Source organism: Pseudomonas sp. C321, from assembly GCF_055407105.1.
In genome coordinates, this window is sequence record NZ_JBUZRB010000001.1 from 810,602 (window position 1) to 833,431 (window position 22,830).

At 60.0% G+C, this 22,830-nt stretch carries 19 protein-coding genes; 3 read left to right on the top strand and 16 right to left on the bottom strand.

The window, feature by feature from the left end:
• The first annotated feature begins 146 nt into the window (after window positions 1–146).
• From ACZRJ6_RS03815 to ACZRJ6_RS03825, 3 genes are all read left to right on the top strand, one after another.
• On the top strand, window positions 147–1,469 hold the full coding sequence (locus ACZRJ6_RS03815) for an OprD family porin (protein WP_463967139.1): 1,323 nt from the start codon (window positions 147–149) through the stop codon (window positions 1,467–1,469).
• A 105-nt stretch (window positions 1,470–1,574) separates the two neighbouring features.
• Complete coding sequence (locus ACZRJ6_RS03820) at window positions 1,575–3,068, top strand: sensor domain-containing diguanylate cyclase (protein WP_463967140.1); 1,494 nt, start codon at window positions 1,575–1,577, stop codon at window positions 3,066–3,068.
• Between the two features lie 87 nt (window positions 3,069–3,155).
• Entirely contained in the window at window positions 3,156–4,658 is a 1,503-nt protein-coding gene (locus ACZRJ6_RS03825) for a diguanylate cyclase (protein ID WP_463967141.1), read from the top strand.
• Window positions 4,659–4,711: 53 nt separating this feature from the next.
• On the opposite strand, the gene lpxC is transcribed toward ACZRJ6_RS03825, so the two are convergent.
• The 16 genes from lpxC to mraZ form a co-directional block, all read right to left on the bottom strand.
• Entirely contained in the window at window positions 4,712–5,623 is a 912-nt protein-coding gene (gene lpxC / locus ACZRJ6_RS03830) for a UDP-3-O-acyl-N-acetylglucosamine deacetylase (protein ID WP_029297841.1), read from the bottom strand.
• A gap of 112 nt (window positions 5,624–5,735) precedes the next feature.
• A complete protein-coding gene (gene ftsZ, locus ACZRJ6_RS03835) occupies window positions 5,736–6,932 on the bottom strand; it encodes a cell division protein FtsZ (protein WP_350612488.1) in 1,197 nt (398 codons plus the stop codon).
• A gap of 85 nt (window positions 6,933–7,017) precedes the next feature.
• A complete protein-coding gene (gene ftsA, locus ACZRJ6_RS03840; protein WP_463967142.1) occupies window positions 7,018–8,277 on the bottom strand; it encodes a cell division protein FtsA in 1,260 nt (419 codons plus the stop codon).
• 15 nt (window positions 8,278–8,292) lie between these two features.
• On the bottom strand, window positions 8,293–9,159 hold the full coding sequence (locus tag ACZRJ6_RS03845) for a cell division protein FtsQ/DivIB (RefSeq protein WP_463967143.1): 867 nt from the start codon (window positions 9,157–9,159) through the stop codon (window positions 8,293–8,295).
• Between the two features lie 4 nt (window positions 9,160–9,163).
• Window positions 9,164–10,132 carry a D-alanine--D-alanine ligase gene (locus tag ACZRJ6_RS03850; protein WP_463967144.1) on the bottom strand — a complete coding sequence of 323 codons (969 nt, stop codon included), beginning with the start codon at window positions 10,130–10,132 and terminating at the stop codon, window positions 9,164–9,166.
• A complete protein-coding gene (murC, locus tag ACZRJ6_RS03855) occupies window positions 10,129–11,586 on the bottom strand; it encodes a UDP-N-acetylmuramate--L-alanine ligase (RefSeq protein WP_463967145.1) in 1,458 nt (485 codons plus the stop codon). The genes ACZRJ6_RS03850 and murC overlap by 4 nt, the downstream gene beginning before the upstream one ends.
• On the bottom strand, window positions 11,579–12,649 hold the full coding sequence (murG, locus tag ACZRJ6_RS03860; RefSeq protein ID WP_149410931.1) for an undecaprenyldiphospho-muramoylpentapeptide beta-N-acetylglucosaminyltransferase: 1,071 nt from the start codon (window positions 12,647–12,649) through the stop codon (window positions 11,579–11,581). The genes murC and murG overlap by 8 nt, the downstream gene beginning before the upstream one ends.
• Window positions 12,639–13,862, bottom strand: a complete 1,224-nt coding sequence (gene ftsW, locus ACZRJ6_RS03865) for a putative lipid II flippase FtsW (protein WP_149410930.1) — start codon at window positions 13,860–13,862, stop codon at window positions 12,639–12,641. Before ftsW ends, murG begins: the two co-directional genes overlap by 11 nt.
• The gene (gene murD, locus ACZRJ6_RS03870) at window positions 13,859–15,205 is read right to left on the bottom strand and encodes a UDP-N-acetylmuramoyl-L-alanine--D-glutamate ligase (protein ID WP_463967146.1); all 1,347 of its coding nucleotides are present in this window, start codon (window positions 15,203–15,205) and stop codon (window positions 13,859–13,861) included. Before murD ends, ftsW begins: the two co-directional genes overlap by 4 nt.
• Window positions 15,206–15,210: 5 nt before the next feature.
• The gene (gene mraY, locus ACZRJ6_RS03875; RefSeq protein ID WP_133099825.1) at window positions 15,211–16,293 is read right to left on the bottom strand and encodes a phospho-N-acetylmuramoyl-pentapeptide-transferase; all 1,083 of its coding nucleotides are present in this window, start codon (window positions 16,291–16,293) and stop codon (window positions 15,211–15,213) included.
• Window positions 16,293–17,663 carry a UDP-N-acetylmuramoyl-tripeptide--D-alanyl-D-alanine ligase gene (locus ACZRJ6_RS03880; RefSeq protein WP_463967147.1) on the bottom strand — a complete coding sequence of 457 codons (1,371 nt, stop codon included), beginning with the start codon at window positions 17,661–17,663 and terminating at the stop codon, window positions 16,293–16,295. Before ACZRJ6_RS03880 ends, mraY begins: the two co-directional genes overlap by 1 nt.
• Window positions 17,656–19,119 carry a UDP-N-acetylmuramoyl-L-alanyl-D-glutamate--2,6-diaminopimelate ligase gene (locus tag ACZRJ6_RS03885; RefSeq protein ID WP_463967148.1) on the bottom strand — a complete coding sequence of 488 codons (1,464 nt, stop codon included), beginning with the start codon at window positions 19,117–19,119 and terminating at the stop codon, window positions 17,656–17,658. Before ACZRJ6_RS03885 ends, ACZRJ6_RS03880 begins: the two co-directional genes overlap by 8 nt.
• Window positions 19,119–20,861 carry a peptidoglycan D,D-transpeptidase FtsI family protein gene (locus tag ACZRJ6_RS03890; RefSeq protein WP_463967415.1) on the bottom strand — a complete coding sequence of 581 codons (1,743 nt, stop codon included), beginning with the start codon at window positions 20,859–20,861 and terminating at the stop codon, window positions 19,119–19,121. Before ACZRJ6_RS03890 ends, ACZRJ6_RS03885 begins: the two co-directional genes overlap by 1 nt.
• The gene (gene ftsL, locus ACZRJ6_RS03895) at window positions 20,861–21,154 is read right to left on the bottom strand and encodes a cell division protein FtsL (protein WP_463967149.1); all 294 of its coding nucleotides are present in this window, start codon (window positions 21,152–21,154) and stop codon (window positions 20,861–20,863) included. Before ftsL ends, ACZRJ6_RS03890 begins: the two co-directional genes overlap by 1 nt.
• Window positions 21,151–22,098, bottom strand: a complete 948-nt coding sequence (gene rsmH, locus ACZRJ6_RS03900; RefSeq protein ID WP_463967150.1) for a 16S rRNA (cytosine(1402)-N(4))-methyltransferase RsmH — start codon at window positions 22,096–22,098, stop codon at window positions 21,151–21,153. The genes ftsL and rsmH overlap by 4 nt, the downstream gene beginning before the upstream one ends.
• Complete coding sequence (mraZ, locus tag ACZRJ6_RS03905; protein ID WP_003171868.1) at window positions 22,095–22,550, bottom strand: division/cell wall cluster transcriptional repressor MraZ; 456 nt, start codon at window positions 22,548–22,550, stop codon at window positions 22,095–22,097. Before mraZ ends, rsmH begins: the two co-directional genes overlap by 4 nt.
• Window positions 22,551–22,830 lie beyond the last annotated feature (280 nt).

Sequence of the window (22,830 nt, forward strand, 5' to 3'; positions counted from 1 at the left end):
ATTTCCCTCGACTTATTTCCAGGGCTCTACACTGGGAATCTGTCCTAAAGCCGCTGACTTCAGCGGCTTTTTTTTGACCGTAAAAAAGGCCAGGCAAACCCAACAACATTGGCCGGTTTCGATTGACCCAAAGGAGCTCCAACCAGGTGAAAACCTCGCTGACGTTAACCCCGCTATTCCTCGCGATTGCTGCAACTATCGTCCCTTTCGCCCACGCGGCAGACACCACACCCACCGACGGTTTCGTCGAAGGCTCAAGCTTCAAAATCAACACTCGCAACTACTACATGAACCGCGACCGTCGCGACACTCACACCGATGACAGCAAGGAGTGGGGCCAGGGTTTTCTCGGCATCTTCGAATCCGGCTACACCCAAGGCACCGTCGGTTTCGGCCTTGATGCCCACGCTATGCTCGGCCTCAAGCTCGACGGCGGTGGCGGCACCGACGGCTCCAGCATCCTCCCTTACGGCAGCGGCAACGGCAAAGCACCCGGCTCGTTTTCCACTGCGGGCGGCACCCTGAAAATGCGCGCCTTCGACACCGAGTTGAAAGCCGGCGACCTGTTCCTCAACAACCCGGTGATCGCCGGCGGCATGACACGCATGCTGCCCCAGACCTTTCGTGGCCTGAGCCTGACCAACCACAGCGTCGACGGGCTGATGATCGAAGGCGGCCAGGCCAGCTTTACCAAGCTCTACAACCAGAGCGGCCACCAGCGCATCGGCACCAGCTATGGCGCATTGCAGGGCGGCGACGACAGCCAGCATCTGAACTGGGCCGGAGTGGCCTGGAGCGGCGTTCCTGGATTGACCAGCAGCCTCTACGCCTCCGAACTCAAGGACGTATGGAATCAGTACTACTACGACCTGGACTACACCTACGCGGTCAACGACCTGGTCAGCCTTAACCCCGGCTTGCACTACTACCATACGCAAGACACCGGCAACGCCCTGCTGGGCAATATCGACAACAACACCTACAGCCTGCATTTCACTGTCGGCGTCGGCAATCACAGCGTCACCGCTGCCTACCAGCGGGTCAACGGCAATACGCCGTTCGACTACATCACCCAGGGCGACAGCGTGTACCTGGACAACTCCCAGCAATACTCGGACTTCAACGGCCCTAACGAGCGCTCGTGGAAGCTCAAGTACGCCTACGATTTTGTCGGCCTTGGTTTGCCGGGCCTGACTTCGGCCGTGTCCTACTCCAGCGGCAAGACCGACCTGACCAAGGTTGACCCCAACAGCCGTGGCTATGCCTCCTGGTACAGCGCCGAGGGCAAGAACGCCAAGCATTGGGAGCGGGACATCGATTTGAAGTACGTGGTGCAAGGCGGTAAAGCCAAGGATCTGGCCGTGCGCCTGCAGTGGGCGACCAACCGTGGCAGCAACGGCTACTCGGCGGTGGACCGGGATGTGGATGAATACCGGATGATTGTGGATTACCCGATTGATGTGTTTTGAAACCACCGAAAGCGCCACCACGCTAATCTTTCTTTCACCGGTAATGACTTAATTCACACGGCTTCGAATTAGACTGCCAGCATCGTCGTCGCCGAAGTCAGTCTGATGAATCAACGCCCTACCTATAGCTGTCCTGCACGCCCGGAGCTTTTTCTGATTCTGGGCAGTGGCCTCACCGTCACGCTGATCATCGTCATCATCGCTGTGTTGTTGATTCGCGAGCATACCAGCGCCCTGCAGGCGGCCAAGCGCTCAGCCAGTAACATCACCCAACTGATCAACGCCGATGTGCTGCGTAATGTCGAACTCTATGACTTGGCCCTACAAGGCCTGATCGCGGCTACGTCGCGCAAGGATTTAGCGCAGGTGTCGGCGGACATCCGTCACTTGGTACTGTTCGACCAGTCAACAGCAGCCCCCTTCAAGGGCGAAATCCTCCTGCTGGACAAGGGCGGAGCAGTAACCGCCGACTCATCGACGCTCACCCCCACGCCCCGTAACCTCTCTAACCGCGATTATTTCCAGATCCATCAACAGAGCACCGATGACGGGCTGTTTATCAGCCGCCCGTTCAAGGTCCTCTGCGACTGCGAGCAGGTATGGCGCATCGCGTTCAGCCGCAAGGTGCAAGGAGTCAATGGCGAGTTTTCAGGGGTGGCGGTGGCCACCATGCGTCTGGCGTATTTTGATCAGCTGTTCAGCAGCCTCACGATTGGCAGTGGCAGCACCATCAACCTGCTAAACAGCAACGGCATTCTTCTCGCCCAGCAACCCTTGATGGAACGCGACATGATCGACAAAGACCTCAGCTCACGGTCAAACTTTAAAAGAATGCTGCGCGAAGGCAGCGGCAGTTTCAGTGGGGTCTCCAGCCTCGACGGCACACCTCGCCTGTACACCTTCACCAACGTCGGCCGGCTGCCGCTGATCGTCGTCGTGGCGTTGTCCAGCGAGGACGTGTTTGCCGCCTGGAAACGCGCGGCGCTGCTGGTCAGTGGCGCCACCGGAGTGTTGTGCGTAGGCCTCCTGTGGCTGACGTGGATGTTGCGCCTGGAGTTGCGCCGCCGTTACCGCGCCGAAAAAGTGCTGTCGGAACTGGCCGCCACCGATGCCCTGACGAGCCTGGCCAACCGCCGCACCCTGGACCAGCGCCTGCTTATGGAATGGGATCGCGCGCAACGTTCGGGGGAGCCGCTGGCGCTGTTGATGATCGATATCGATCATTTCAAATCCTTCAACGACCGCCATGGTCATCAGGGCGGCGATGAAGCGTTACGCAACGTTGCCCAGGCCATTGCCAGCAGTGTTCGGCGCCCCGCCGACCTGGCTACCCGTTATGGCGGTGAAGAATTTGCAGTGATCCTGCCTCATACCGACAGTAACGGCGCCGGGGTCATTGCTGAATATATACGCAGCGCCGTCGAACACCTGCCACGGGTGGCTGGGGATGCCCTGCCGATCACGGTGAGCATCGGCATCAGCGTCTCGGACAAAAACAGCCGTGGCTCGCTGGAAGAGCTACTACTCAGTGCCGACCGGGCGCTGTATGAGGCCAAGCGCACAGGGCGAAATCGCATCGTCGACGCCCAAGGCCTGTGATGACCGTTGCCATGCAGCAGGAACGATCACACAGAGGCCTGTATCAGGAACTACGCTAAAGGCATCCTCGAAGCAGAAGTACGCCTGATGAGCCCAAGCATTGCCCGTCTGCCACGTCCTAGCCGCCGCCCGGAGTTCCTGTTGATCCTGGGCAGCGGCCTCACGGTCCTGCTGATTGTGGCCATCGTCACCATCCTGCTGATTCGCGAACACGCCAACGCCCTGCAGGCGGCCAAGCGCACAGCGAGCAACATTACTCAACTGATCGACGCCGACGTGCTGCGTAACGTCGAACTCTACGACATGTCCCTCAAAGGCCTGATTGCCGCCACCGAACGCAGCGACTTGCAGGATGTGTCGGCGAACATCCGCCATTTGGTACTGTTCGACCGGTCAGCGGCAGCCCCGTACAAGGGCGACATCCTGTTGCTGGACAAGGCTGGCGAGGTGATCGCCGACTCTTCGTTGCTGGCACCCATGCCCGGCAACTTCGCCGACCGAGACTATTTCCAGACTCACCAGCAGAATCCCGACAGCGGGCTGTTTATCAGTCGCCCCTTTATGGCCTGCAGTGTGTGCGAGGACAAATGGCGCATCGCCTTCAGTCGCCGGGTGTCCGCCTCGGACGGGCGATTCCTCGGGGTGGCGGTAGCCTCCATGCGCCTGTCGTACTTCGCCCAGTTGTTCAACAGCCTCAATATTGGCAGCAACAGCACCATCAACCTGATCAATCATCAGGGCATTCTGTTGGCTCAACAGCCGTTGCTGGAACAGGACATGATCGACAAGGACCTCAGCGCGCGACCGAACGTTGCCCGCATATTGCGCGAACGTAACGGCAGCTTCACCGGCATCTCCAGCGTCGACCGCCACCCGCGCCTCTATACCTTCTCCAATGTCGGCACCTTGCCGCTGATCGTCGCCGTCGCGTTGTCGTCCGATGAAATCTTCGCCCCCTGGAAACGTGCCGCGCTGTTGATCAGCAGCGCAACTGGCGTGCTATGTCTCGGCTTGCTCTGGCTGACCTGGATGCTGTGCATGGAACTGCGTCGGCGATACCGCGCCGAAGGCGTACTGTCAGAACTGGCAGCCACCGATGCCCTCACCGGCCTGGCCAACCGCCGCACGCTTGACCAGCGCCTGCGCCTGGAATGGGAGCGCGCGCAACGCTCCAACGAACCCCTGGCGTTGCTGATGATCGACGTCGACCACTTCAAGGCGTTCAACGACCGTCATGGCCATCAAGGTGGCGATGAAGCCTTGCGCACCGTGGCACAGGTGATCGACAGCAACATCCGGCGCCCAGCCGACTTGGCCGCCCGCTATGGTGGTGAGGAATTTGCAGTGATTCTGCCCCACACCGACAGCAGTGGTGCAGGGGTGATCGCTGAGCATATCCGCAGCAGCATCGAGTATTTGCCACGGTTGGCCGCAGATACCCAGCCGATAACCGTGAGCATCGGCCTCAGCACTTGGAACAAAAGGAGCGCAGCGTCGCTGGAAGAACTGCTGCTCAGTGCCGACCGCGCCCTCTATGAGGCCAAGCACGGCGGTCGCAACCGTATCGTCGAGGCCGATTCGCAGGCGTAAAAAAAGGCCACCCGCAGGCAGCCTTTAAAAACAAAAGGAAAGAGAGTTGTTACTTACACCGCCGCAACGGGACGCATGTAAGAGATCGGTGCGGTGCTGGCATCTTCGAAGGTCACGACTTCCCAAGCGTCTTTCTGCTCAATCAACTTGCGCAGGAGCTGGTTGTTCAGTGCATGGCCCGACTTGAAGCCTTTGAACTCGCCTATCAGGCTATTGCCCAGCAGGTAGAGGTCACCGATTGCATCGAGGATCTTGTGCTTCACAAATTCGTCTTCATAACGAAGACCGTCTTCGTTCAGTACACCATCCGCGTCGACCACAATGGCGTTTTCAACGCTGCCGCCGAGTGCGAGGTTGTGCTTGCGCAGGTACTCGATGTCACTCATAAAACCAAAGGTACGGGCGCGGCTGACTTCTTTTACGAACGAAGTGCTGGAAAAATCCACGCTTGCACTTTGGGTGCGGTCACGGAATACCGGGTGATCGAAATCGATCTCAAAGCTCACTTTAAAGCCTTCGAACGGGACGAAGGTGGCGCGTTTGTCGCCGTCTTCTACTGTCACTTCCCGCAGAATGCGAATGAACTTCTTGGCTGCGTCCTGTTCTTCCAGGCCGGCAGATTGAATCAAGAATACGAAGGGTCCAGCGCTGCCATCCATGATTGGGACTTCGGACGCGGAGAGCTCGACGTAGGCGTTATCGATGCCCAGGCCAGCCATGGCCGAGAGCAAGTGCTCCACCGTGTCTACTTTGACGTCACCGTTGACCAATGTGGTCGACATAGTGGTTTCGCCAACGTTTTCCGCGCGAGCAGGAATCTGCACGACAGGGTCCAGGTCGGCACGAACAAACACGATGCCGGTGTCGACAGGCGCAGGCTTGAGGGTCAGGTATACCTTCTCCCCGGAGTGCAGACCTACACCTGTGGCACGGATAATATTTTTCAGGGTGCGTTGTTTAATCATGGCTTGGACCGCTTCAGCGCAAATTGCGAACTGGTATCAACAAAGGCTGGCGATAATAGCAGACCAGACCTTTGCTGAACACCAATCACCTTCATAGCCCTGATACATTCCATTAATCGGCCTGACGACGCAGGAAAGCCGGGATGTCCAGGTAGTCCAGATCATCTTGCGGATTCAAGCGAGTCGACGCCGCAGCCCCGGCCTGAGCCTGGTTGCGCATCACGGTCGGACGATCCAGGTCACGGTAGTTCACCGACGGCAGTTCCTGGCGCGAAGGCGCAGAAGCGGCAGCCGACTGGCTGTTGTGGCCGGTATGAACGGTATTGTCGATAACCTTCACAGGCTTCTCGATTTTTGCACCCAGGCCGGTAGCAACTACGGTCACGTGCAGTTCATCGCGCATGTCTGGATCGATAACGGTACCGACCTTGACCATGGCGTGCTCGGAAGCGAAGGCTTCGATGATGCTACCCACGTCGGAGTACTCACCCAGGGACAGGTCAGGACCGGCGGTGATGTTCACCAGGATGCCGCGTGCGCCTTGCAGGTTCACGTCTTCCAACAATGGGTTGCGGATGGCCGCTTCAGTAGCTTCACGTGCACGGTTCGGACCGCTGGCGCAGCCAGTGCCCATCATCGCCATGCCCATTTCGCTCATCACGGTACGTACGTCGGCAAAGTCGACGTTGATCATGCCCGGACGCTTGATGATGTCGGAGATACCGCGAACGGCACCCGCCAGTACGTCATCGGCCTTGGCGAAAGCCGACAGCAAGCTGGCGTCCTTACCGAGGATGGTCAGCAGCTTCTCGTTGGGGATAGTGATCAACGAGTCGACGCTTTCGGACAGCAGACGGATGCCTTCATCGGCGATCTGCATGCGTTTGCGACCTTCGAACGGGAACGGACGTGTCACAACTGCGACAGTCAGAATGCCCATTTCCTTGGCCACTTCGGCAATGATCGGTGCAGCACCGGTACCGGTACCGCCGCCCATGCCAGTGGTGATGAACACCATGTTGGTGCCCTGCAGCACTTCGGCAATACGCTCACGGTCTTCCAGGGCGGCTTGACGGCCGACTTCCGGATTAGCGCCAGCGCCCAGGCCCTTGGTCACGCCTGTGCCCAATTGCAGGATGGTGCGTGCGCCGATGCTTTTCAGCGCCTGGGCATCAGTGTTGGCGCAGATGAACTCGACGCCTTCAATGTTGCTCTTGACCATATGGTTGACTGCGTTGCCGCCGCCACCGCCAACACCGATCACTTTGATGACCGGGCTTTGCGGGATGTTGTCTACGAGTTCGAACATGTTCCCTCTCCTTTCATTTCTCTAGTTTTTTCGCCTACTGCTTGCATCGATGCATCTACAACAGTGAAACGGTGTCACGGTAAATCTAGAAGTTACCTTTCACCCAGGCTTGCAGGCGCTCGAACAACGGCGTTTTCGGCTCGTCGTTGCTGTAGCTTTCGCGGCTGCCAAGGCCCGACAGGGAAATGCCGTCGGTCTGCTTTTGCAGCCCGTACAACAGCAAGCCCACACCGGTGGAGTAAATAGGGTTGCGCACCACGTCGCCCAGGCCCTTGACGCCATGGGGAACGCCCAGGCGCACTGGCATATGGAAGATTTCTTCGGCAAGTTCCACCGCGCCTTCCATCTTCGAGGTGCCACCGGTCAGCACGATGCCGGCCGGGATCAAATCTTCATAGCCGCTGCGGCGCAGTTCAGCCTGAATCAAGGTGAACAGCTCGTCGTAGCGCGGCTCGACCACTTCGGCCAACGCCTGGCGCGACAGTTCGCGCGGCGGACGGTCGCCAACACTCGGCACCTTGATGGTTTCACCAGCGCCGGCCAGCTTGGCCAGGGCGCAGGCGTAACGGATCTTGATTTCTTCGGCGTACTGGGTCGGTGTGCGCAACGCCATGGCGATGTCGTTGGTCACCTGGTCACCGGCAATCGGGATCACGGCGGTGTGACGGATCGCACCCTCGGTAAAGATCGCGATGTCGGTGGTGCCGCCGCCGATGTCCACCAGACATACGCCCAGTTCTTTTTCGTCGTCAGTCAGGACCGAATACGCGGAGGCCAGTTGCTCGAGAATGATGTCGTCGATTTCCAGGCCGCAGCGGCGCACGCACTTTTCAATGTTCTGTGCAGCGTTTACGGCGCAGGTGACTACGTGGACCTTGGCTTCCAGACGTACGCCCGACATGCCCAGGGGCTCGCGAACACCTTCCTGGTTGTCGATCACATAGTCTTGCGGCAGGGTGTGCAGCACCCGCTGGTCGGCCGGGATCGCCACGGCCTGGGCCGCGTCAAGTACCCGTTCCAGGTCGGCAGCGCTGACTTCACGGTCGCGAATCGCCACGATGCCGTGGGAGTTCAGGCTGCGGATGTGGTTGCCGGCAACACCGACGAACGCCGAGTGAATTCGGCAGCCGGCCATCAACTGCGCTTCTTCGATGGCGCGCTGGATCGATTGCACGGTGGACTCGATGTTGACCACCACGCCCTTCTTCAGGCCACGGGACGGATGCGTGCCGATTCCGACGATTTCCAGCGTGCCGTCGTCCGCAACCTCGCCTACCAGCGCCACCACCTTGGAGGTGCCGATATCGAGACCGACGATCATTTTGCCGCTTTGCACGTTTGCCATGGGTCCTGCCTCTTCTTAATTCTTCGCGACAGCGGGCTGCGCTGACGTGGGCGCAGCCGGTTCACGCCAGCCAACGGCAAGGCCGTTGGCGTAACGCAGGTCGATGCTCGCAATGTTCGTAATCTGTTCTTTCAGCGTCTTGTCATAGATGGCGATAAAACGGCGCATCTTCTCCACCAAGTGGTCACGTCCCAGTAACAACTCGATGCCCGGGCCGGAACTGCCTGCCCCGGTGGTCAAAAACCAGCTGCCCCGCTCGCGCAATTCCAGTCGCGCAATGGAGAAACCCAGTGGCCGCAGCATCTGGCTCAAGGCCTGGTACTGCTGCATCACTTGTTGTTGCGCCCGTTGTGGCCCGAGCAGCTTCGGCAGGTGCTCGTAATTGGCCAGTTCGCGCGGATTAAAAGCCTGGCCCTGATTATTCAACAGCGCTTCTTCGCCCCAACGGGCCACCGGCAGTTGCTCTTCCAGGCGAATCGTCACTTGGTCCGGCCACACTCGACGCACTTCGGCGTGGGCAATCCAGGGCATTTGCTCTAGCTCCGCACGCATGCCAGCCAGGTCGATCGTGAAGAAACTCGCGCTCACATAGGGCGCAATCCGCTGCTGTACCGCCTGAGGGCTGATGTAGCTCAAGTCGCCCTGCACACTGATCTTGGTGATCGGCCGGTCGGCGTAAGGCAGCAGACGCTGGGCACCTTCATAAGTACCGAAACCCAACGCCACCAACAGCACCGGCCAGAACAGGGCCTTGAGAAAACCAAAGTTGGCTTTCGGCAGGCGCGCCGACATCGGCTCTTTAGCCACCATTCGGCTGGCACCACGCGGCACCGGCTTGCGGCCGGGAGCGGGTTGCTGATGTCGAAGCGATGCGCCTTGCATGGTCTTAATCTCTCGGCTCTTCGTTACTGGCGACACTGGCGGCCAGAATGGCCAGCACCAACTGCTGGAAATCCAATCCGGCCGCACGAGCTGCCATGGGTACCAGACTGTGATCGGTCATCCCTGGTGCGGTATTGACTTCGAGGAACCAGAAGTTCCCTTGGTCATCCTGCATCACGTCTGCCCGCGCCCAACCGGCGATACCCAGCGCCTCACAGGCTTTCGCCGTGAGGTCCATCAATTGCTGTTCCTTGGTTGCATCGAGGCCACACGGAATCCGGTACTGGGTATCGGAAGCCAGGTACTTGGCGTCGTAGTCATAAAAGGTGTGGGGCGTGCCCAATGCGATAGGCGGCAATACCTGGTCACGAAGAGTCGCGATGGTGAATTCGGGACCGCAGATCCACTGTTCCACCAACACTTGCGAGTCGTAGGTACTGGCCGCTTTCCATGCGTCAATCAATTCGGCGGCTGAGTTCACTTTAGCCATGCCGATACTGGAGCCTTCATGGGCTGGTTTGACGATCAAAGGCAAGCCCAGTTCCTTGGCTGCACAAATACAATCTTCTTCACTACGCAGAACACTGTGACGCGGCGTCGGAATGCCCAGGCTGTGCCACACCTGCTTGGTGCGCAGCTTGTCCATGGCCAGCGCCGAAGCAAGGATACCGCTGCCGGTATAAGGAATACCCAGGCACTCCAGCAGGCCCTGCATGCTGCCGTCTTCACCGCCACGGCCGTGAAGAATGATGAAGGCGCGGTCGATCTTTTCGGCTTGCAGGCGCGACAGGAAGTCGTCGCCCACGTCGATACCGAACGCGTTCACGCCAGCACTGAGCAGCGCCTCCAGCACAGCATTGCCAGACTTGAGGGACACTTCACGCTCAGCGCTCTTGCCGCCGAACAGCACAGCCACACGACCAAAGTCCGCAGGTTTGATGGTGGAGAACAGGGAGCCGTAGTCAGTGGTCATTTCGACTTCCCCTGTGGCGCGGCCACGGCACCGGCAAACAGCGGACTGGCAAGCAATTTAGGGGCAAGGCCGCCGATATCACCGGCGCCCTGGCACAGCAGGATGTCGCCAGCACGCAGCAACGGCTTGACGATAGGCGCCAGGTCGACACCGCGCTCAATGTAGATCGGGTCCAGTTGTCCGCGCTGACGAATGCTGTTGCACAGCTTGCGGCTGTCGGCACCAGGGATCGGTTCTTCACCGGCCGGATAGACTTCCATCAGCAGCAGTACGTTGGCATCGGCCAATACATTGACGAAGTCGTCGTACAGGTCGCGGGTACGGCTGTAACGGTGCGGCTGGTAGACCATCACCAGGCGACGTTCCGGCCAGCCACCACGCACGGCCTTGATCACAGCGGCGACTTCGGTTGGGTGGTGACCGTAGTCGTCCACCAGCATCACGTTGCCGCCTTCCACAGGCAGCTCGCCGTAGACCTGGAAGCGCCGGCCCACACCCTCAAAGCGCGACAGACCTTCAACGATGGCTTCATCGCTGACACCCTCGTCGCTAGCAATACAGATGGTTGCCAGGGAGTTGAGCACGTTGTGGTTACCGGGCATGTTCACCGACACGTCCAGCGGCTCGCGATCAGGGCGCAGCACGGTGAAGAAGGTCTGCATGCCTTGCTGGCGAACATTGATGGCGCGCACGTCGGCGTCTTCGCTGAAGCCGTAGGTCAAGGTCGGACGCTTGACCAGCGGCAGGATCTCGCGCACCACCGGATCGTCCAGGCACACAACCGCCAAACCGTAGAACGGCAGGTTGTGGAGAAATTCAACGAAGGTTTTCTTCAGCTTGTTGAAGTCGCCGTCGTAAGTCGCCATGTGATCGGCGTCGATGTTGGTGACCACGGCTACCAGCGGCTGCAGGTGCAGGAAGCTGGCGTCGCTTTCATCGGCTTCGGCAATCAGGTAGCGACTGGTACCCAACTGTGCATTGGTGCCTGCTGCATTCAGCCGGCCACCGATCACGAAAGTCGGGTCCAGGCCGCCAGCGGCGAACACCGAGGCCATCAAGCTGGTGGTGGTGGTCTTGCCGTGAGTACCGGCGACGGCGATGCCGTGGCGGTAGCGCATCAGCTCGGCCAGCATCTCGGCGCGAGGCACCACGGGAATGCGGCGCTCAAGGGCGGCGGCCACTTCCGGGTTGGAAGTATTCACTGCGCTGGACACCACCAGCACATCAGCATTGGTGGCGTTTTCGGCACGGTGACCGATAAAAATCTGCGCACCGAAAGACTCCAGGCGCTCAGTGACCGGCGAAGTTTTCAGGTCGGAACCGGACACCTGATAGCCAAGGTTCAACAGCACCTCGGCAATCCCGCACATGCCCACGCCGCCGATGCCGACGAAGTGGATGCGACGGATGCGGCGCATTTCCGGTTGCGGCATGGCTTTTTGATTCTCAACCATGGGCCACCTCCAGGCAGATATCGACCACGTTGCGGGTTGCGTCAGGTTTGGCCAGGCGGCTTGCGGTGCTCGCCATGCTATTGAGTCGTTCCGGTTGCATCAAAACCTCGGTCAGGCGTGCGGCCAATTCGGCGGCGCCAGTCGTTCTTTGCGGCAGCAGGAAGGCAGCGCCCTCCCCGGCCAAATATTCGGCGTTGCGGGTCTGGTGATCATCGATGGCGTGGGGCAAAGGCACCAGCAAGGACGGCAGACCGGCGGCAGCCAGTTCACTGACGGTCAACGCACCTGCGCGACAGACCACCAGGTCGGCCCAGCCATAGGCTTGGGCCATGTCTTTGATGAAAGGCTGTACGTTGGCCTCGACACCTGCATCGCGGTAACGCCCGGCGGTCACTTCATCGTGATTCTTGCCCGCCTGATGGAAGACCTCGGGACGCAGTTCCACCGGGAGCTGCGACAGGGCTTCAGGCAGCAATTTATTCAGCGGCTCGGCCCCCAGGCTTCCGCCCAGGATCAGCAGATGTACCTTGCGTCCGGCCAGGGCCTGACGGGAGATTTCCATAAACAGTTCGGTACGTACTGGGTTGCCGGTGGTGCGACGTTTGTCCGATGCAGCAAAGGTATTGGGGAACGCTTCGCAGACCCGAGCAGCCAACGGCACCAACAGACGGTTTGCAGTCCCGGCGACGGCGTTCTGTTCGTGGACGATCACCGGCACGCCAGCGAGCTTGGCCGCGACACCACCAGGCCCCGTCACATAACCACCAAAGCCCAACACGCAGACCGGTTTCAACTCACGGATCACCTTGCGTGCTTGCCATACGGCCTTGAGCAACACAAACGGCGCCTTGAGCAGGGACAATTTGCCCTTGCCCCGCAGGCCGGTGACGTTGATCAAATGCAGCGGTAACCCAGCATTGGGTACCAATTCATTTTCAATCCCGCGCGGGGTCCCCAACCAATGCACGCTGTAACCGCGCGACTGGAATTCACGGGCACAGGCCAGCGCCGGAAACACGTGGCCGCCGGTGCCGCCCGCCATGATCAGCACGTTAGCGCCCATGGGTCGGCTCCTCGGCAAAGTCGCTTTCGCTGAACTCCATCTCCTCACTGCCTAAATGGGTTCGACTCTCCCACTCGATACGCAGCAGCAAGCCCAGACAGGCGCAGCAAATTACCAGCGAACTACCTCCGTAACTGAGGAACGGCAGCGTCAAACCTTTGGTTGGCAACAGGCCGACGTTCACGCCGATGTTGATCAGGAACTGGCCGATCCACAGGAACGCCAGCCCGTACGCCACATAAGCGGCGAAATACTGTTTGGCTTTCTCGGCCCACAGACCGATGTACATGGCCCGCACGCAGACGAAGACGAACAGTGCGACGGTAGCCAGGGAGCCAACCACGCCCAGCTCTTCGGCCAAGACCGAGAACACGAAGTCGGTGTGGGCTTCCGGCAGGTAGAACTGCTTCTGCACGCTGTTGCCCAGGCCCACGCCCAGCCACTCGCCGCGACCGAAGGCGATCAAGGCCTGGGTCAACTGGTAGCCGGAGCCGAACTGGTCGGACCAGGGGTCGGTAAAGGTGATCAGACGGGCCATCCGGTAGGGTTGCGCCTGAACCAGGATCGTCACCGCCGCTACTGCCAGCCCGACCATCAAGGCAAAGCGGAACAAGCCCACTCCACCCAGGAACAGCATCGCCGCCGCCGCGCCCATCATCACCACGGTGGCACCGAAGTCCGGTTCCATCAGCAACAGGCCGGCCATGGGCAGCAGCACGATGAAGGGCTTGAAGAAGCCCATCCAGCTTTCGCGCACTTCCTTCTGTCGCCGCACCAGGTAGCCGGCAAGGTAGATCACCACGAACACCTTGGCGATTTCCGACGGCTGCACGTTAAACGCACCGAAGCCGATCCAGCGCATCGAACCGTTCACTTCGCGGCCAATGCCGGGGACGATCACCATCACCAACAAGCCGAAGGCACCGATCAGCATCAGCCAGCCCAGGCGTTGCCAGGTGGCGATGGGGATCATCATGGTGACGATGCACGCGCCCAAACCGATCACCAGGTAAATCAGGTGGCGGAGCATGTGGTACAGGGTGTTGCCCGACTGAACGGCGGCCACTTCCGAGGACGCCGAAGTGATCATCACCAGGCCCAGGCCCAGCAATGCCAGGCACCCGACGAGCATTGGGAAGTCGAGATCAATGCCACGCCCGGTAATGAGCGGCGATGGGTATGGCTTGATGATGTTGCGCAGATCGAGCGTCATGCCAAGGCCTCCACGGCGCCGGCGAACAACTGGCCGCGCTCTTCGTAGTTCTTGAACATGTCGAAACTGGCGCACGCTGGCGACAGCAACACAGCATCACCCGGCTGAGCAAGGGCTCGGCATTGGGCGATGGCGTCATCCAGGGATTGCGCGCGAACCTGTGGCACCGCGTCGCCCAGCGCAGTGGCGATCAGGTCCGAATCACGGCCCATCAGGACGACGGCGCGGCAATGAGCAGCCACCGGAGCCTTGAGGTCCTTGAAGTCAGCACCCTTGCCGTCGCCGCCGGCGATCAGCACCAGCTTGCCTTCGATATCGGCACCCAGGCCTTCGATGGCGGCCAGTGCGGCACCGACGTTGGTGGCCTTGGAATCGTTGTAGTAGCTCACGCCATCCAGGTCGCGAACCCACTGGCAGCGGTGTTCGAGACCGGTGAAGGTGCGCAGGCTTTCGAGCATGGCATCGAACGGCAAACCGACGGCATGGCCCAGGGCCAGCGCCGCCAGGGCATTGGACTGGTTATGGGCGCCACGGATTTTCAATTCACGCACCGGCATCAGGTTCTGAAATTCGAAGGCCAGGTATTTCTCGCCATTCTCTTCCCGCAGGCCGAAAGCCTTGAAGTCCGGCTTGCTCAAACCAAAGGTCCAGCACGGCAAACCTTCGCCAATCAGCGGACGGCTCAGGGCATCCTGGCGGTTGACCACCACTTGCCGCGCACCACGGAAGATCCGGTGCTTGGCCAGGTGATACGCCGGCAGGCCGCTGTAGCGGTCCATGTGGTCTTCGCTGACGTTCAACACGGTGGCCACTTCGGCGCCCAGTTGGTCGGTGGTTTCCAGCTGGAAGCTCGACAACTCCATCACGTACAGCTCAACGTCGTCGCTGAGCAGATCCAGCGCCGGGGTGCCGAGGTTGCCGCCCACGGCCACACGCTTGCCGGCCGCAGCCGCCATTTCGCCGACGAGGGTGGTAACAGTGCTCTTGGCGTTGGAACCGCTGATGGCCACGATCGGTGCCTTCGCGTTACGCGCGAACAACTCGATATCGCCGGACAGCTTCACGCCACGGGCCGCTGCCGCTTGTAGGGCTGGAGTCGCCAACGCCAGGCCGGGGCTCACGTAGAGTTCGTCGGCACGGCAGAGAAACTCGACATCCAGTTCGCCACAACGCACTTCCACGTGCGGGTAGTCACGGCGCAGCGTGACCAGCTCCGGTGGATTTTCCCGCGTATCGGCCACGGCAAACGACGTGCCCCGGTTCGCCAGGAAGCGAACCAGGGACATGCCGCTCTTGCCGAGGCCGACAACGATGCGGAAGTGGTCAGAAGCGATCAGAGACACTCGTTCTACCTCAGTTTCAGGGTGGCAAGGCCGACCAGTACGAGAATCACGGTAATAATCCAGAAACGGACAATCACACGCGGCTCAGGCCAGCCCTTGAGTTCAAAATGGTGGTGAATCGGCGCCATGCGAAATACGCGGCGGCCGGTCAACTTGAAGGAGGCCACCTGGATCACTACCGACAAGGTTTCCATTACGAAGACACCGCCCATGATGAACAGGACGATTTCCTGACGGACGATCACAGCGATGGTGCCCAGTGCAGCGCCCAGCGCCAGTGCGCCGACGTCACCCATGAACACTTGTGCCGGGTACGTGTTGAACCACAGGAAGCCCAGGCCGGCGCCGATCAGCGCGCCGCAGAACACGATCAGTTCACCGGCACCCGGGACATATGGGATCAGCAGGTATTCAGCAAATTTCACGTTACCCGACAGGTAGCAGAAGATGCCCAGGGCGCCGCCCACCATCACCGTCGGCATGATCGCCAGGCCGTCGAGGCCGTCAGTCAGGTTGACTGCGTTGCTGGAGCCGACGATCACAAAGTAGGTCAGCACCACGAAGCCTGCACCCAAGGGAATGCTGATGTCCTTGAGCATCGGCAGGATCAGTGTGGTTTCCACCGCGCTTGGCGCGGTCATGTAAAGGAAGATCGCCGCGCCGAGACCGAACACCGATTGCCAGAAATACTTCCAGCGGCTTGGCAGCCCCTTGGAGTTCTTCTCGATCACCTTACGATAGTCATCGACCCAGCCGATGGCGCCAAACAGCAGGGTCACCAGCAGCACCACCCAGACGTAGCGGTTATGCAGGTCAGCCCACAGCAGGGTGCTGATGCCAATGGACGAGAGGATCAGCGCGCCACCCATGGTCGGAGTACCGGACTTGGCCAGGTGCGACTGAGGACCATCGCTACGGACCGACTGGCCAATCTGCAGGCTTTGCAGGGTGCGAATCATCCAGGGGCCCAGGCACAGCGACAGCGACAGCGCGGTCAGCACCCCGAGAATCCCGCGCAGGGTCAGGTACTGAAAGACCGCGAAGCCTTTATGAAACTGTTGCAGATACTCAGCCAGCAGCAGCAGCATTAATGTTTCTCCATACTTGAGCCACACAAGGCCGCGACGACGTTTTCCATCACCGCGCTGCGCGATCCCTTGATCAAAATAGTGGTGTGTTTGTCTTGTTCTGCGCCGTTCAGCGCCTGGATCAGCTCGGCCTGGGTGGCGAAGTGCTGCGCGCCCGGCCCGAAGGCGTTCACGGCGTAGGCCATGTTCGATCCCACGGCGTACAGGGCATCCACTTTGCCTGCGGCATAAGCGCCGACTTCGCGATGAGCTTGTTCAGCCCAGTCGCCCAGTTCGGCGATATCGCCAAGAACCAGCACCTTGCGACCCTCGAAACCAGTCAGCAGGTCGATGGCGGCACAGATCGAAGACTGGTTGGCGTTGTAGGTGTCATCAATGACGCGCATGCCGTTAGTTGCCAGTTGCGCAACGGTGCGACCCTTGACCGGTTGCACCGCGCCAAGGCCGGTAGCAATACCGAACAGCGAGACGCCCAATACGTAAGCGGCAGCAGCAGCAGCCAGAGCGTTGGCGACGTTGTGGTTGCCCAGCAGATTCAACTGCACATGTTCATCGCCTTGCGGGCTATGCAAGGTGAAAGCCGGGCAGCCCCGTGCGTCGACGGTGATACCTGATGCGTGGAAATCAGCTGCGGCGTTGCGCACCGAGAAGCTCAAGACCTTGCGACCGGCGGCGCGTACACGCCAGATCTCAAAAGCCTTGTCATCAAGGTTCAGTACCGCGGTGCCAGAAGCGTCCAGGCCTTCAAGAATTTCACCCTTGGCCTCGATGATTTTCTCCGGGCCGCCGAACTCGCCAACGTGGGCAGTGCCCGCATTGTTGATCACGGCGACATGGGGCCGGGTCATGGCCACGGTGTAGGCGATTTCGCCAAGGCGCGAAGCCCCTAGCTCGATCACCGCCGCCGTGTGTTCCGGGGCCAGTTCGAGCAGGGTCAGCGGGACGCCGAAATCATTGTTCAGGTTGCCACGAGTGGCCAGTACTGGCCCGCGCGTGCGCAGGATGCCGGCCAACAGTTCCTTGACGGTGGTCTTGCCGCTGGAGCCGGTAATGGCCGCAACAGGATTGCCGAAGGCGGCGCGGTTCAGGTCACCCAGTTGACCCAAGGCCAGACGGGTGTCGGCCACCAGCAACTGCGGCAGCACCGAATCAGCGACTTCGCGTTGTACCAGGGCACCGACAGCGCCTTTGGCAGCGACGTCATTCAAATAATCATGGCCGTCGAAGCGAGGACCGGCCAAGGCGACGAACAGTTGCCCAGGCTTGATCGCCCGGCTGTCGATGCTGACGCCGTCAAAGCTGCAATCGGCCGATAGCACACGAGCCGACAAAGTCTGGGTAAGTTCGCTGAATTTGAGCGCTTTAAGCATGGGCCACCTCCCACGCAGTCAAGGCATGATCGGCTTCTACCAGATCGGAGAAGGCATGGCGTTCGCCGTTGATTTCTTGGTAGTCCTCGTGGCCTTTACCGGCGAGCACCACCACATCGTCAGCGCTGGCGCTGGCAATCAGTTGGGCAATAGCGGCGCCGCGGCCGGCAACAAAGGTCACTTTCGCGACGTCGACAAATCCTTCGCGGATATCGTCGAAAATCTGGCTCGGGGCTTCGCTGCGCGGGTTATCGTCGGTGACGAGCACACCATCGGCCAAACGCTCCACCACTTCGGCCATCAATGGGCGCTTGCCGCGATCGCGGTCACCGCCACAGCCGAACAGGCACAGCAACTTGCCCTTGGCGTGGGGGCGCAGGGCCAGCAGGACTTTTTCCAGGGCATCTGGAGTGTGAGCGTAATCGACCACCACCAACGGCTGCGTGCCGCCACCGAGGCGCTGCATGCGACCAATCGGCCCTTCGAGCTTGGGCAGTACTCGCAGGATTTCGTCCAGGGCGTAATCCAGACCGAGCAAGGCGCCGATGGCAGCGAGGACATTGCTCAGGTTGAAGCGACCCAGCAAGGTGCTGCGCAAATGGTGCTCACCCTGAGGCGTCACCAGCGTGGCGCGCACACCTTCGTCGTCAAACCGGGCTTCGCGGCAATAAAGGTACGCGCTGGAATCTTCCAGGCTGTAGCTGATCAGGCGTGCTTCACTTTTTTGTGCTGCCAACTGCCGACCGAATTCATCATCCAGATTGACTACCCGGCACTTCAGGTCATTCCAGGTAAACAGCTTGGCCTTGGCATCAGCGTAAGCCTCCATGGTGCCGTGGTAATCCAGATGATCGCGAGACAGGTTCGTCATCACCGCCACGTCGAAGGCCAAGGCGGTGACCCGGCCCTGATCCAGGCCGTGGGACGATACTTCCATGGCGACCGCCTTGGCACCGGCCTTTTTCAGATCAGCGAGGGTCGCCTGGACGGCAATCGGGTTGGGCGTGGTGTGCAGGCCGCTTTGCAGCGCGCCATAAAAACCAGTGCCCAGGGTGCCGACAATGCCGCAGTGCTGGCCTAGCAGGTCTAGGGCCTGGGCGACCAATTGGGTCACGCTGGTCTTGCCGTTGGTACCGGTGACACCGATCAGGTTCAGGGTACGGCTCGGGTCGCCATAAAAGCGCCCGGCGATATCCGACAGCTGCGCCGCCAGGCCCTTGACCGGAATCATGGGCACATCGGTAATTGGCAGTACGGTAGCGCCATCGACTTCATAGGCCACTGCTGCCGCACCACGCTGCAAGGCGTCGGCGATATGGGCGCGTCCGTCGAGCTTGCCGCCTGGCACCGCCAGGAACAGGTCGCCGGCACGTACGTTACGGCTATCCAGAGTCAATTCGCGAATCAGCAGATCACGGCCAGCGTGGGCAAAAATTTTGTTCAGGCTAAGAGACATCAGCCGCGCCCTCCATTGGCTTTTACAGCAGCGGCCGGTGGTCCGGCGTTCGCTTGTTGAGTAGGCGGCAGGTTATCCGGCGTGATGTTCATCAGGCGCAGGGTGCCGGACATTACTTTGCTGAACACCGGTGCCGAGACCAGGCCACCGAAGTAGCCGGCTTTGCTCGGTTCGTCGATGACCACAACGATGGCGTAGCGCGGGTCGCTCATGGGACCGAAGCCGGCGAACAACGAGCGATAAGAATTTTCTGCGTAGCCCTTGATGCCGACCGAAGTTTTACGGGCGGTACCGGACTTGCCGGCCACGTGATACGCCGGTACCTGGGCGCGGAACACACCGCGCGGCGCCTCGATCACTTGTTGCAGCATGCCTTGTATGGTCTTGGCGACGTTTTCCGGGATGACCTGGGTCGCCTTCGGCGCTTCGTCGACATGGATCAGGCTCAGCGGCACCATGCGGCCGTTGTTGGCCAGCACGGCAAAGGCGTGGGCCAACTGGATCGCCGTCACTGACAATCCGTAGCCATAGGACAGCGTGGCGGTCTCTGCCTTGCGCCATTCGCGGTAGTTCGGCAGGTTACCAACACGCTCACCCGGGAAGTCCAGGCCGGTGGGTTGACCGAGGCCGACCTTCTGGGCCAGGTGGTAAATGGCTTCACCGCCGATATCGAAGGCGACCTTGCTCATGCCAACGTTACTGGAGTTGATCAGGATTCCGGTCAAGTCCAGTACCGGACCTTCGGTGCGGGACACGTCACGAATGGTGTACTTGCCCAACTGCAGGGTGCCCGGATAAACCTCGACCTTGTCGCTGGGTTTCCAGCGTCCGGTTTCCAGAGCGGCACTCATGGAGATGGCTTTCATGGTCGAACCCGGCTCAAACACGTCGATCATGGCGCGGTTGCGCATCATCGCCGGTTGCAGGTTGCGACGGTTGTTGGGGTTGTAGGTCGGCTGGTTAACCATGGCGAGGATCTCGCCGGTCTTCACGTCCATGATCACCAGGCTACCGGCCTTGGCGCCGTTCTCGATGATGGCGTTACGCAGCTCGCGGTTGGCCAGGTATTGCAGGCGCAGGTCAATCGACAACGCCAAGGGCTTACCGGCCTTGGCGTTTTTGGTGACCTGGACATCCTTGATCAGTCTGCCGCGCCGATCCTTGATGACCTGTCTTTTGCCCGGGACCCCGGCCAGCCATTCATCGTAGGCCAGTTCCACACCTTCGCGGCCGTGGTCATCGATGTCGGTGAAGCCAACCATATGGGCAGTGGTTTCACCGGCCGGGTAGAAACGCCGAAATTCCTCGATGCCATAGACACCGGGGATTTTCAGGTCGAGCACCTGCTGACCTTGCTCAGGGGTCAGCCCGCGAACAAGGTAGATGAATTCTTTATTGGCCTGGGCTTCCAGGCGTTCCTTCAGGGCTTTCGGGTCCTGGCCCAGGGCGATGGCCAGTTCCGGCCATTTGTCCTTGGCGACTTGCAGTTCCTTGGCGTTAGCCCACAGGGTGGTCACCGGCGTACTGACGGCCAGAGGCTCGCCGTTGCGGTCGGTAATCAGCCCGCGGTGCGCAGGAATCGGAATATGACGCAGGCTGCGGGCATCGCCCTGGCCGATCAGGAAGTCGCGATCCACCACTTGTAGATCGATAATGCGCCAGATAATCGCGCCGACCATCAGTGCCAGCAAACCCAACACCACACGGAAACGCCATGGGAAGAGTGCGCCTTCGAGTTTCATCATGGCGCCACCATGCGAACTTCTGCAGCGCCCGGAATGTGCATCTTCAGCTGTTCGGCGGCCAGCACTTCGATCCGGCTGTGGGCCGTCCAGGTGCTTTGCTCAAGAATCAGCCGACCCCACTCCGCCTGCGCCTTGTCGCGCACGCTCAACTCCCCGTACAGGGAGTTAAGCAATTGACGGTTCCAGTGGGCGCTATAGGACACCGCAATCGCGGACACCAGCACGCCGATAAACAGCAGCAACATAAAGAAGCTGCCGCCCGGAAGGGGCTTGGCGAAGAGCTTGCTCACCGCAGCTTCTCCGCGACGCGCATGACCGCGCTGCGAGCACGTGGGTTGGCCTTGAGTTCGGCTTCGGAGGCGAACTGCGCTTTGCCATGGATTTTTATTTTCGGCACAAAAGCTTCGAAACGTACCGGCAGGTTGCGCGGCAAGTTATCGCTTTCGCCCTTGACCAGACGACGCATGAACAGCTTGACGATACGGTCTTCCAGGGAGTGGAAGCTGATCACCACCAGGCGACCGCCCACTTCCAGGGATTCCAGAGCAGCTTCGAGGCCGGTCTCCAGATCGCCCAATTCGTTGTTGACGTGAATACGCAGCCCCTGGAAAGCGCGGGTGGCCGGGTTCTTGCCCTTTTCCCACGCAGGGTTGGCGACTTTCAGCACTTCGGCCAGGTCGGCGGTGCGTTCGAACGGTTGGATTACCCGGCGCTCGGCCACGGCGCGGGCCATGCGACCGGAGAAACGCTCTTCACCGTACTCCTTGAACACACGGGCGATTTCTTCCACTGGAGCGGTGGCGATGAACTGCGCGGCGCTGACACCACGGGTCGGGTCCATGCGCATGTCCAGCGGGCCGTCGTTCATGAAGCTGAAGCCGCGCTCAGGGTCGTCCAGCTGTGGAGAAGACACGCCCAGGTCCAGCAGAACCCCGGCCAGCTTACCTGCCATGCCACGCTCAGCGACTTCCGCACCGAGCTCGGCAAAACTGCGCTGCACAACGACAAAGCGGCCGTCTTCGGCCGCTAGCGCTTGCCCGGTGGCAATCGCTTGGGGGTCTTTGTCGAACCCGAGGAGTTTTCCGTCGGAACCGAGCTGGCTGAGTATCAAGCGGCTGTGCCCGCCACGCCCGAATGTGCCATCTAAATAGCAACCATCAGGGCGTACGGCGAGAGCCTGGACGGCTTCGTCAAGCAGTACGGTGATGTGGTTAAAGCCGCTATCAATAGTCACAGGATCAAATCACGCAGTTCATCAGGCATGGCGCCCGGTTGTTGAATAGCAGCCAGGTCCGCTGCAGAAACAGCATCCCAGGCATCTTCGTCCCACAATTGGAACTTGTTCAGTTGGCCTACCAGCATTGCGCGCTTATCCAGCTTGGCGTATTCGCGCAGACGCGGCGGAACCAGGAAACGACCACTGCCATCGAGCTCAAGGTCGACGGCATTACCAATCAGCAAACGCTGCAGACGGCGGTTTTCTTCACGCAACGAAGGCAGGGCACGCAACTTGGTTTCAATCAGTTCCCACTCGTCGAGTGGGTAAACGCATAAACAAGGGTCAACGGCATCGATAGTGATGATTAACTGTCCGGAACTTCGCGAAATGAGCTCGTCACGATACCGGCTCGGCATGGCGAGACGGCCTTTTGCATCGAGACTGATAGCGTTAGCTCCGCGAAACACAGATGCGTTTCTCCAAATTTTAGCGTTTTACGTTCAAAAAACCCACTTTGTGCCACTTTCCGCCACTTGCGCACACTATAGGAATGCGCCCACCACACCGTCAAGGCGCGGATTAAAGGAAAAGCCTTACAGAACGGAGATTTAGGAAGGTAAAAGGAGGAGAAACGAGAGTTCCAAGGTGGTTTTGACTCAACAACCACAAGTGACTCAAAGAGCTAGAGCTTGAAGTTAAAGTAATTTATTAAGAGTAAGATTTTTTCGGTATTACGAAGACGCATCT

Coding starts and splice junctions, on each gene's coding strand:
- ACZRJ6_RS03850 (WP_463967144.1), bottom strand. CDS start 10,132: ATGACCACTGACTACGGCTCCCTGTTCTCCACCATCAAACCTGCGGAC.
- ACZRJ6_RS03890 (WP_463967415.1), bottom strand. CDS start 20,861: ATGAAACTCGAAGGCGCACTCTTCCCATGGCGTTTCCGTGTGGTGTTG.
- ACZRJ6_RS03845 (WP_463967143.1), bottom strand. CDS start 9,159: ATGCAAGGCGCATCGCTTCGACATCAGCAACCCGCTCCCGGCCGCAAG.
- mraY (WP_133099825.1), bottom strand. CDS start 16,293: ATGCTGCTGCTGCTGGCTGAGTATCTGCAACAGTTTCATAAAGGCTTC.
- ftsW (WP_149410930.1), bottom strand. CDS start 13,862: ATGACGCTCGATCTGCGCAACATCATCAAGCCATACCCATCGCCGCTC.
- ftsA (WP_463967142.1), bottom strand. CDS start 8,277: ATGGCAAACGTGCAAAGCGGCAAAATGATCGTCGGTCTCGATATCGGC.
- ftsZ (WP_350612488.1), bottom strand. CDS start 6,932: ATGTTCGAACTCGTAGACAACATCCCGCAAAGCCCGGTCATCAAAGTG.
- lpxC (WP_029297841.1), bottom strand. CDS start 5,623: ATGATTAAACAACGCACCCTGAAAAATATTATCCGTGCCACAGGTGTA.
- murC (WP_463967145.1), bottom strand. CDS start 11,586: ATGGTTGAGAATCAAAAAGCCATGCCGCAACCGGAAATGCGCCGCATC.
- ACZRJ6_RS03880 (WP_463967147.1), bottom strand. CDS start 17,663: ATGCTTAAAGCGCTCAAATTCAGCGAACTTACCCAGACTTTGTCGGCT.
- ACZRJ6_RS03885 (WP_463967148.1), bottom strand. CDS start 19,119: ATGTCTCTTAGCCTGAACAAAATTTTTGCCCACGCTGGCCGTGATCTG.
- ACZRJ6_RS03825 (WP_463967141.1), top strand. CDS start 3,156: ATGAGCCCAAGCATTGCCCGTCTGCCACGTCCTAGCCGCCGCCCGGAG.
- ACZRJ6_RS03820 (WP_463967140.1), top strand. CDS start 1,575: ATGAATCAACGCCCTACCTATAGCTGTCCTGCACGCCCGGAGCTTTTT.
- murG (WP_149410931.1), bottom strand. CDS start 12,649: ATGGGCGCTAACGTGCTGATCATGGCGGGCGGCACCGGCGGCCACGTG.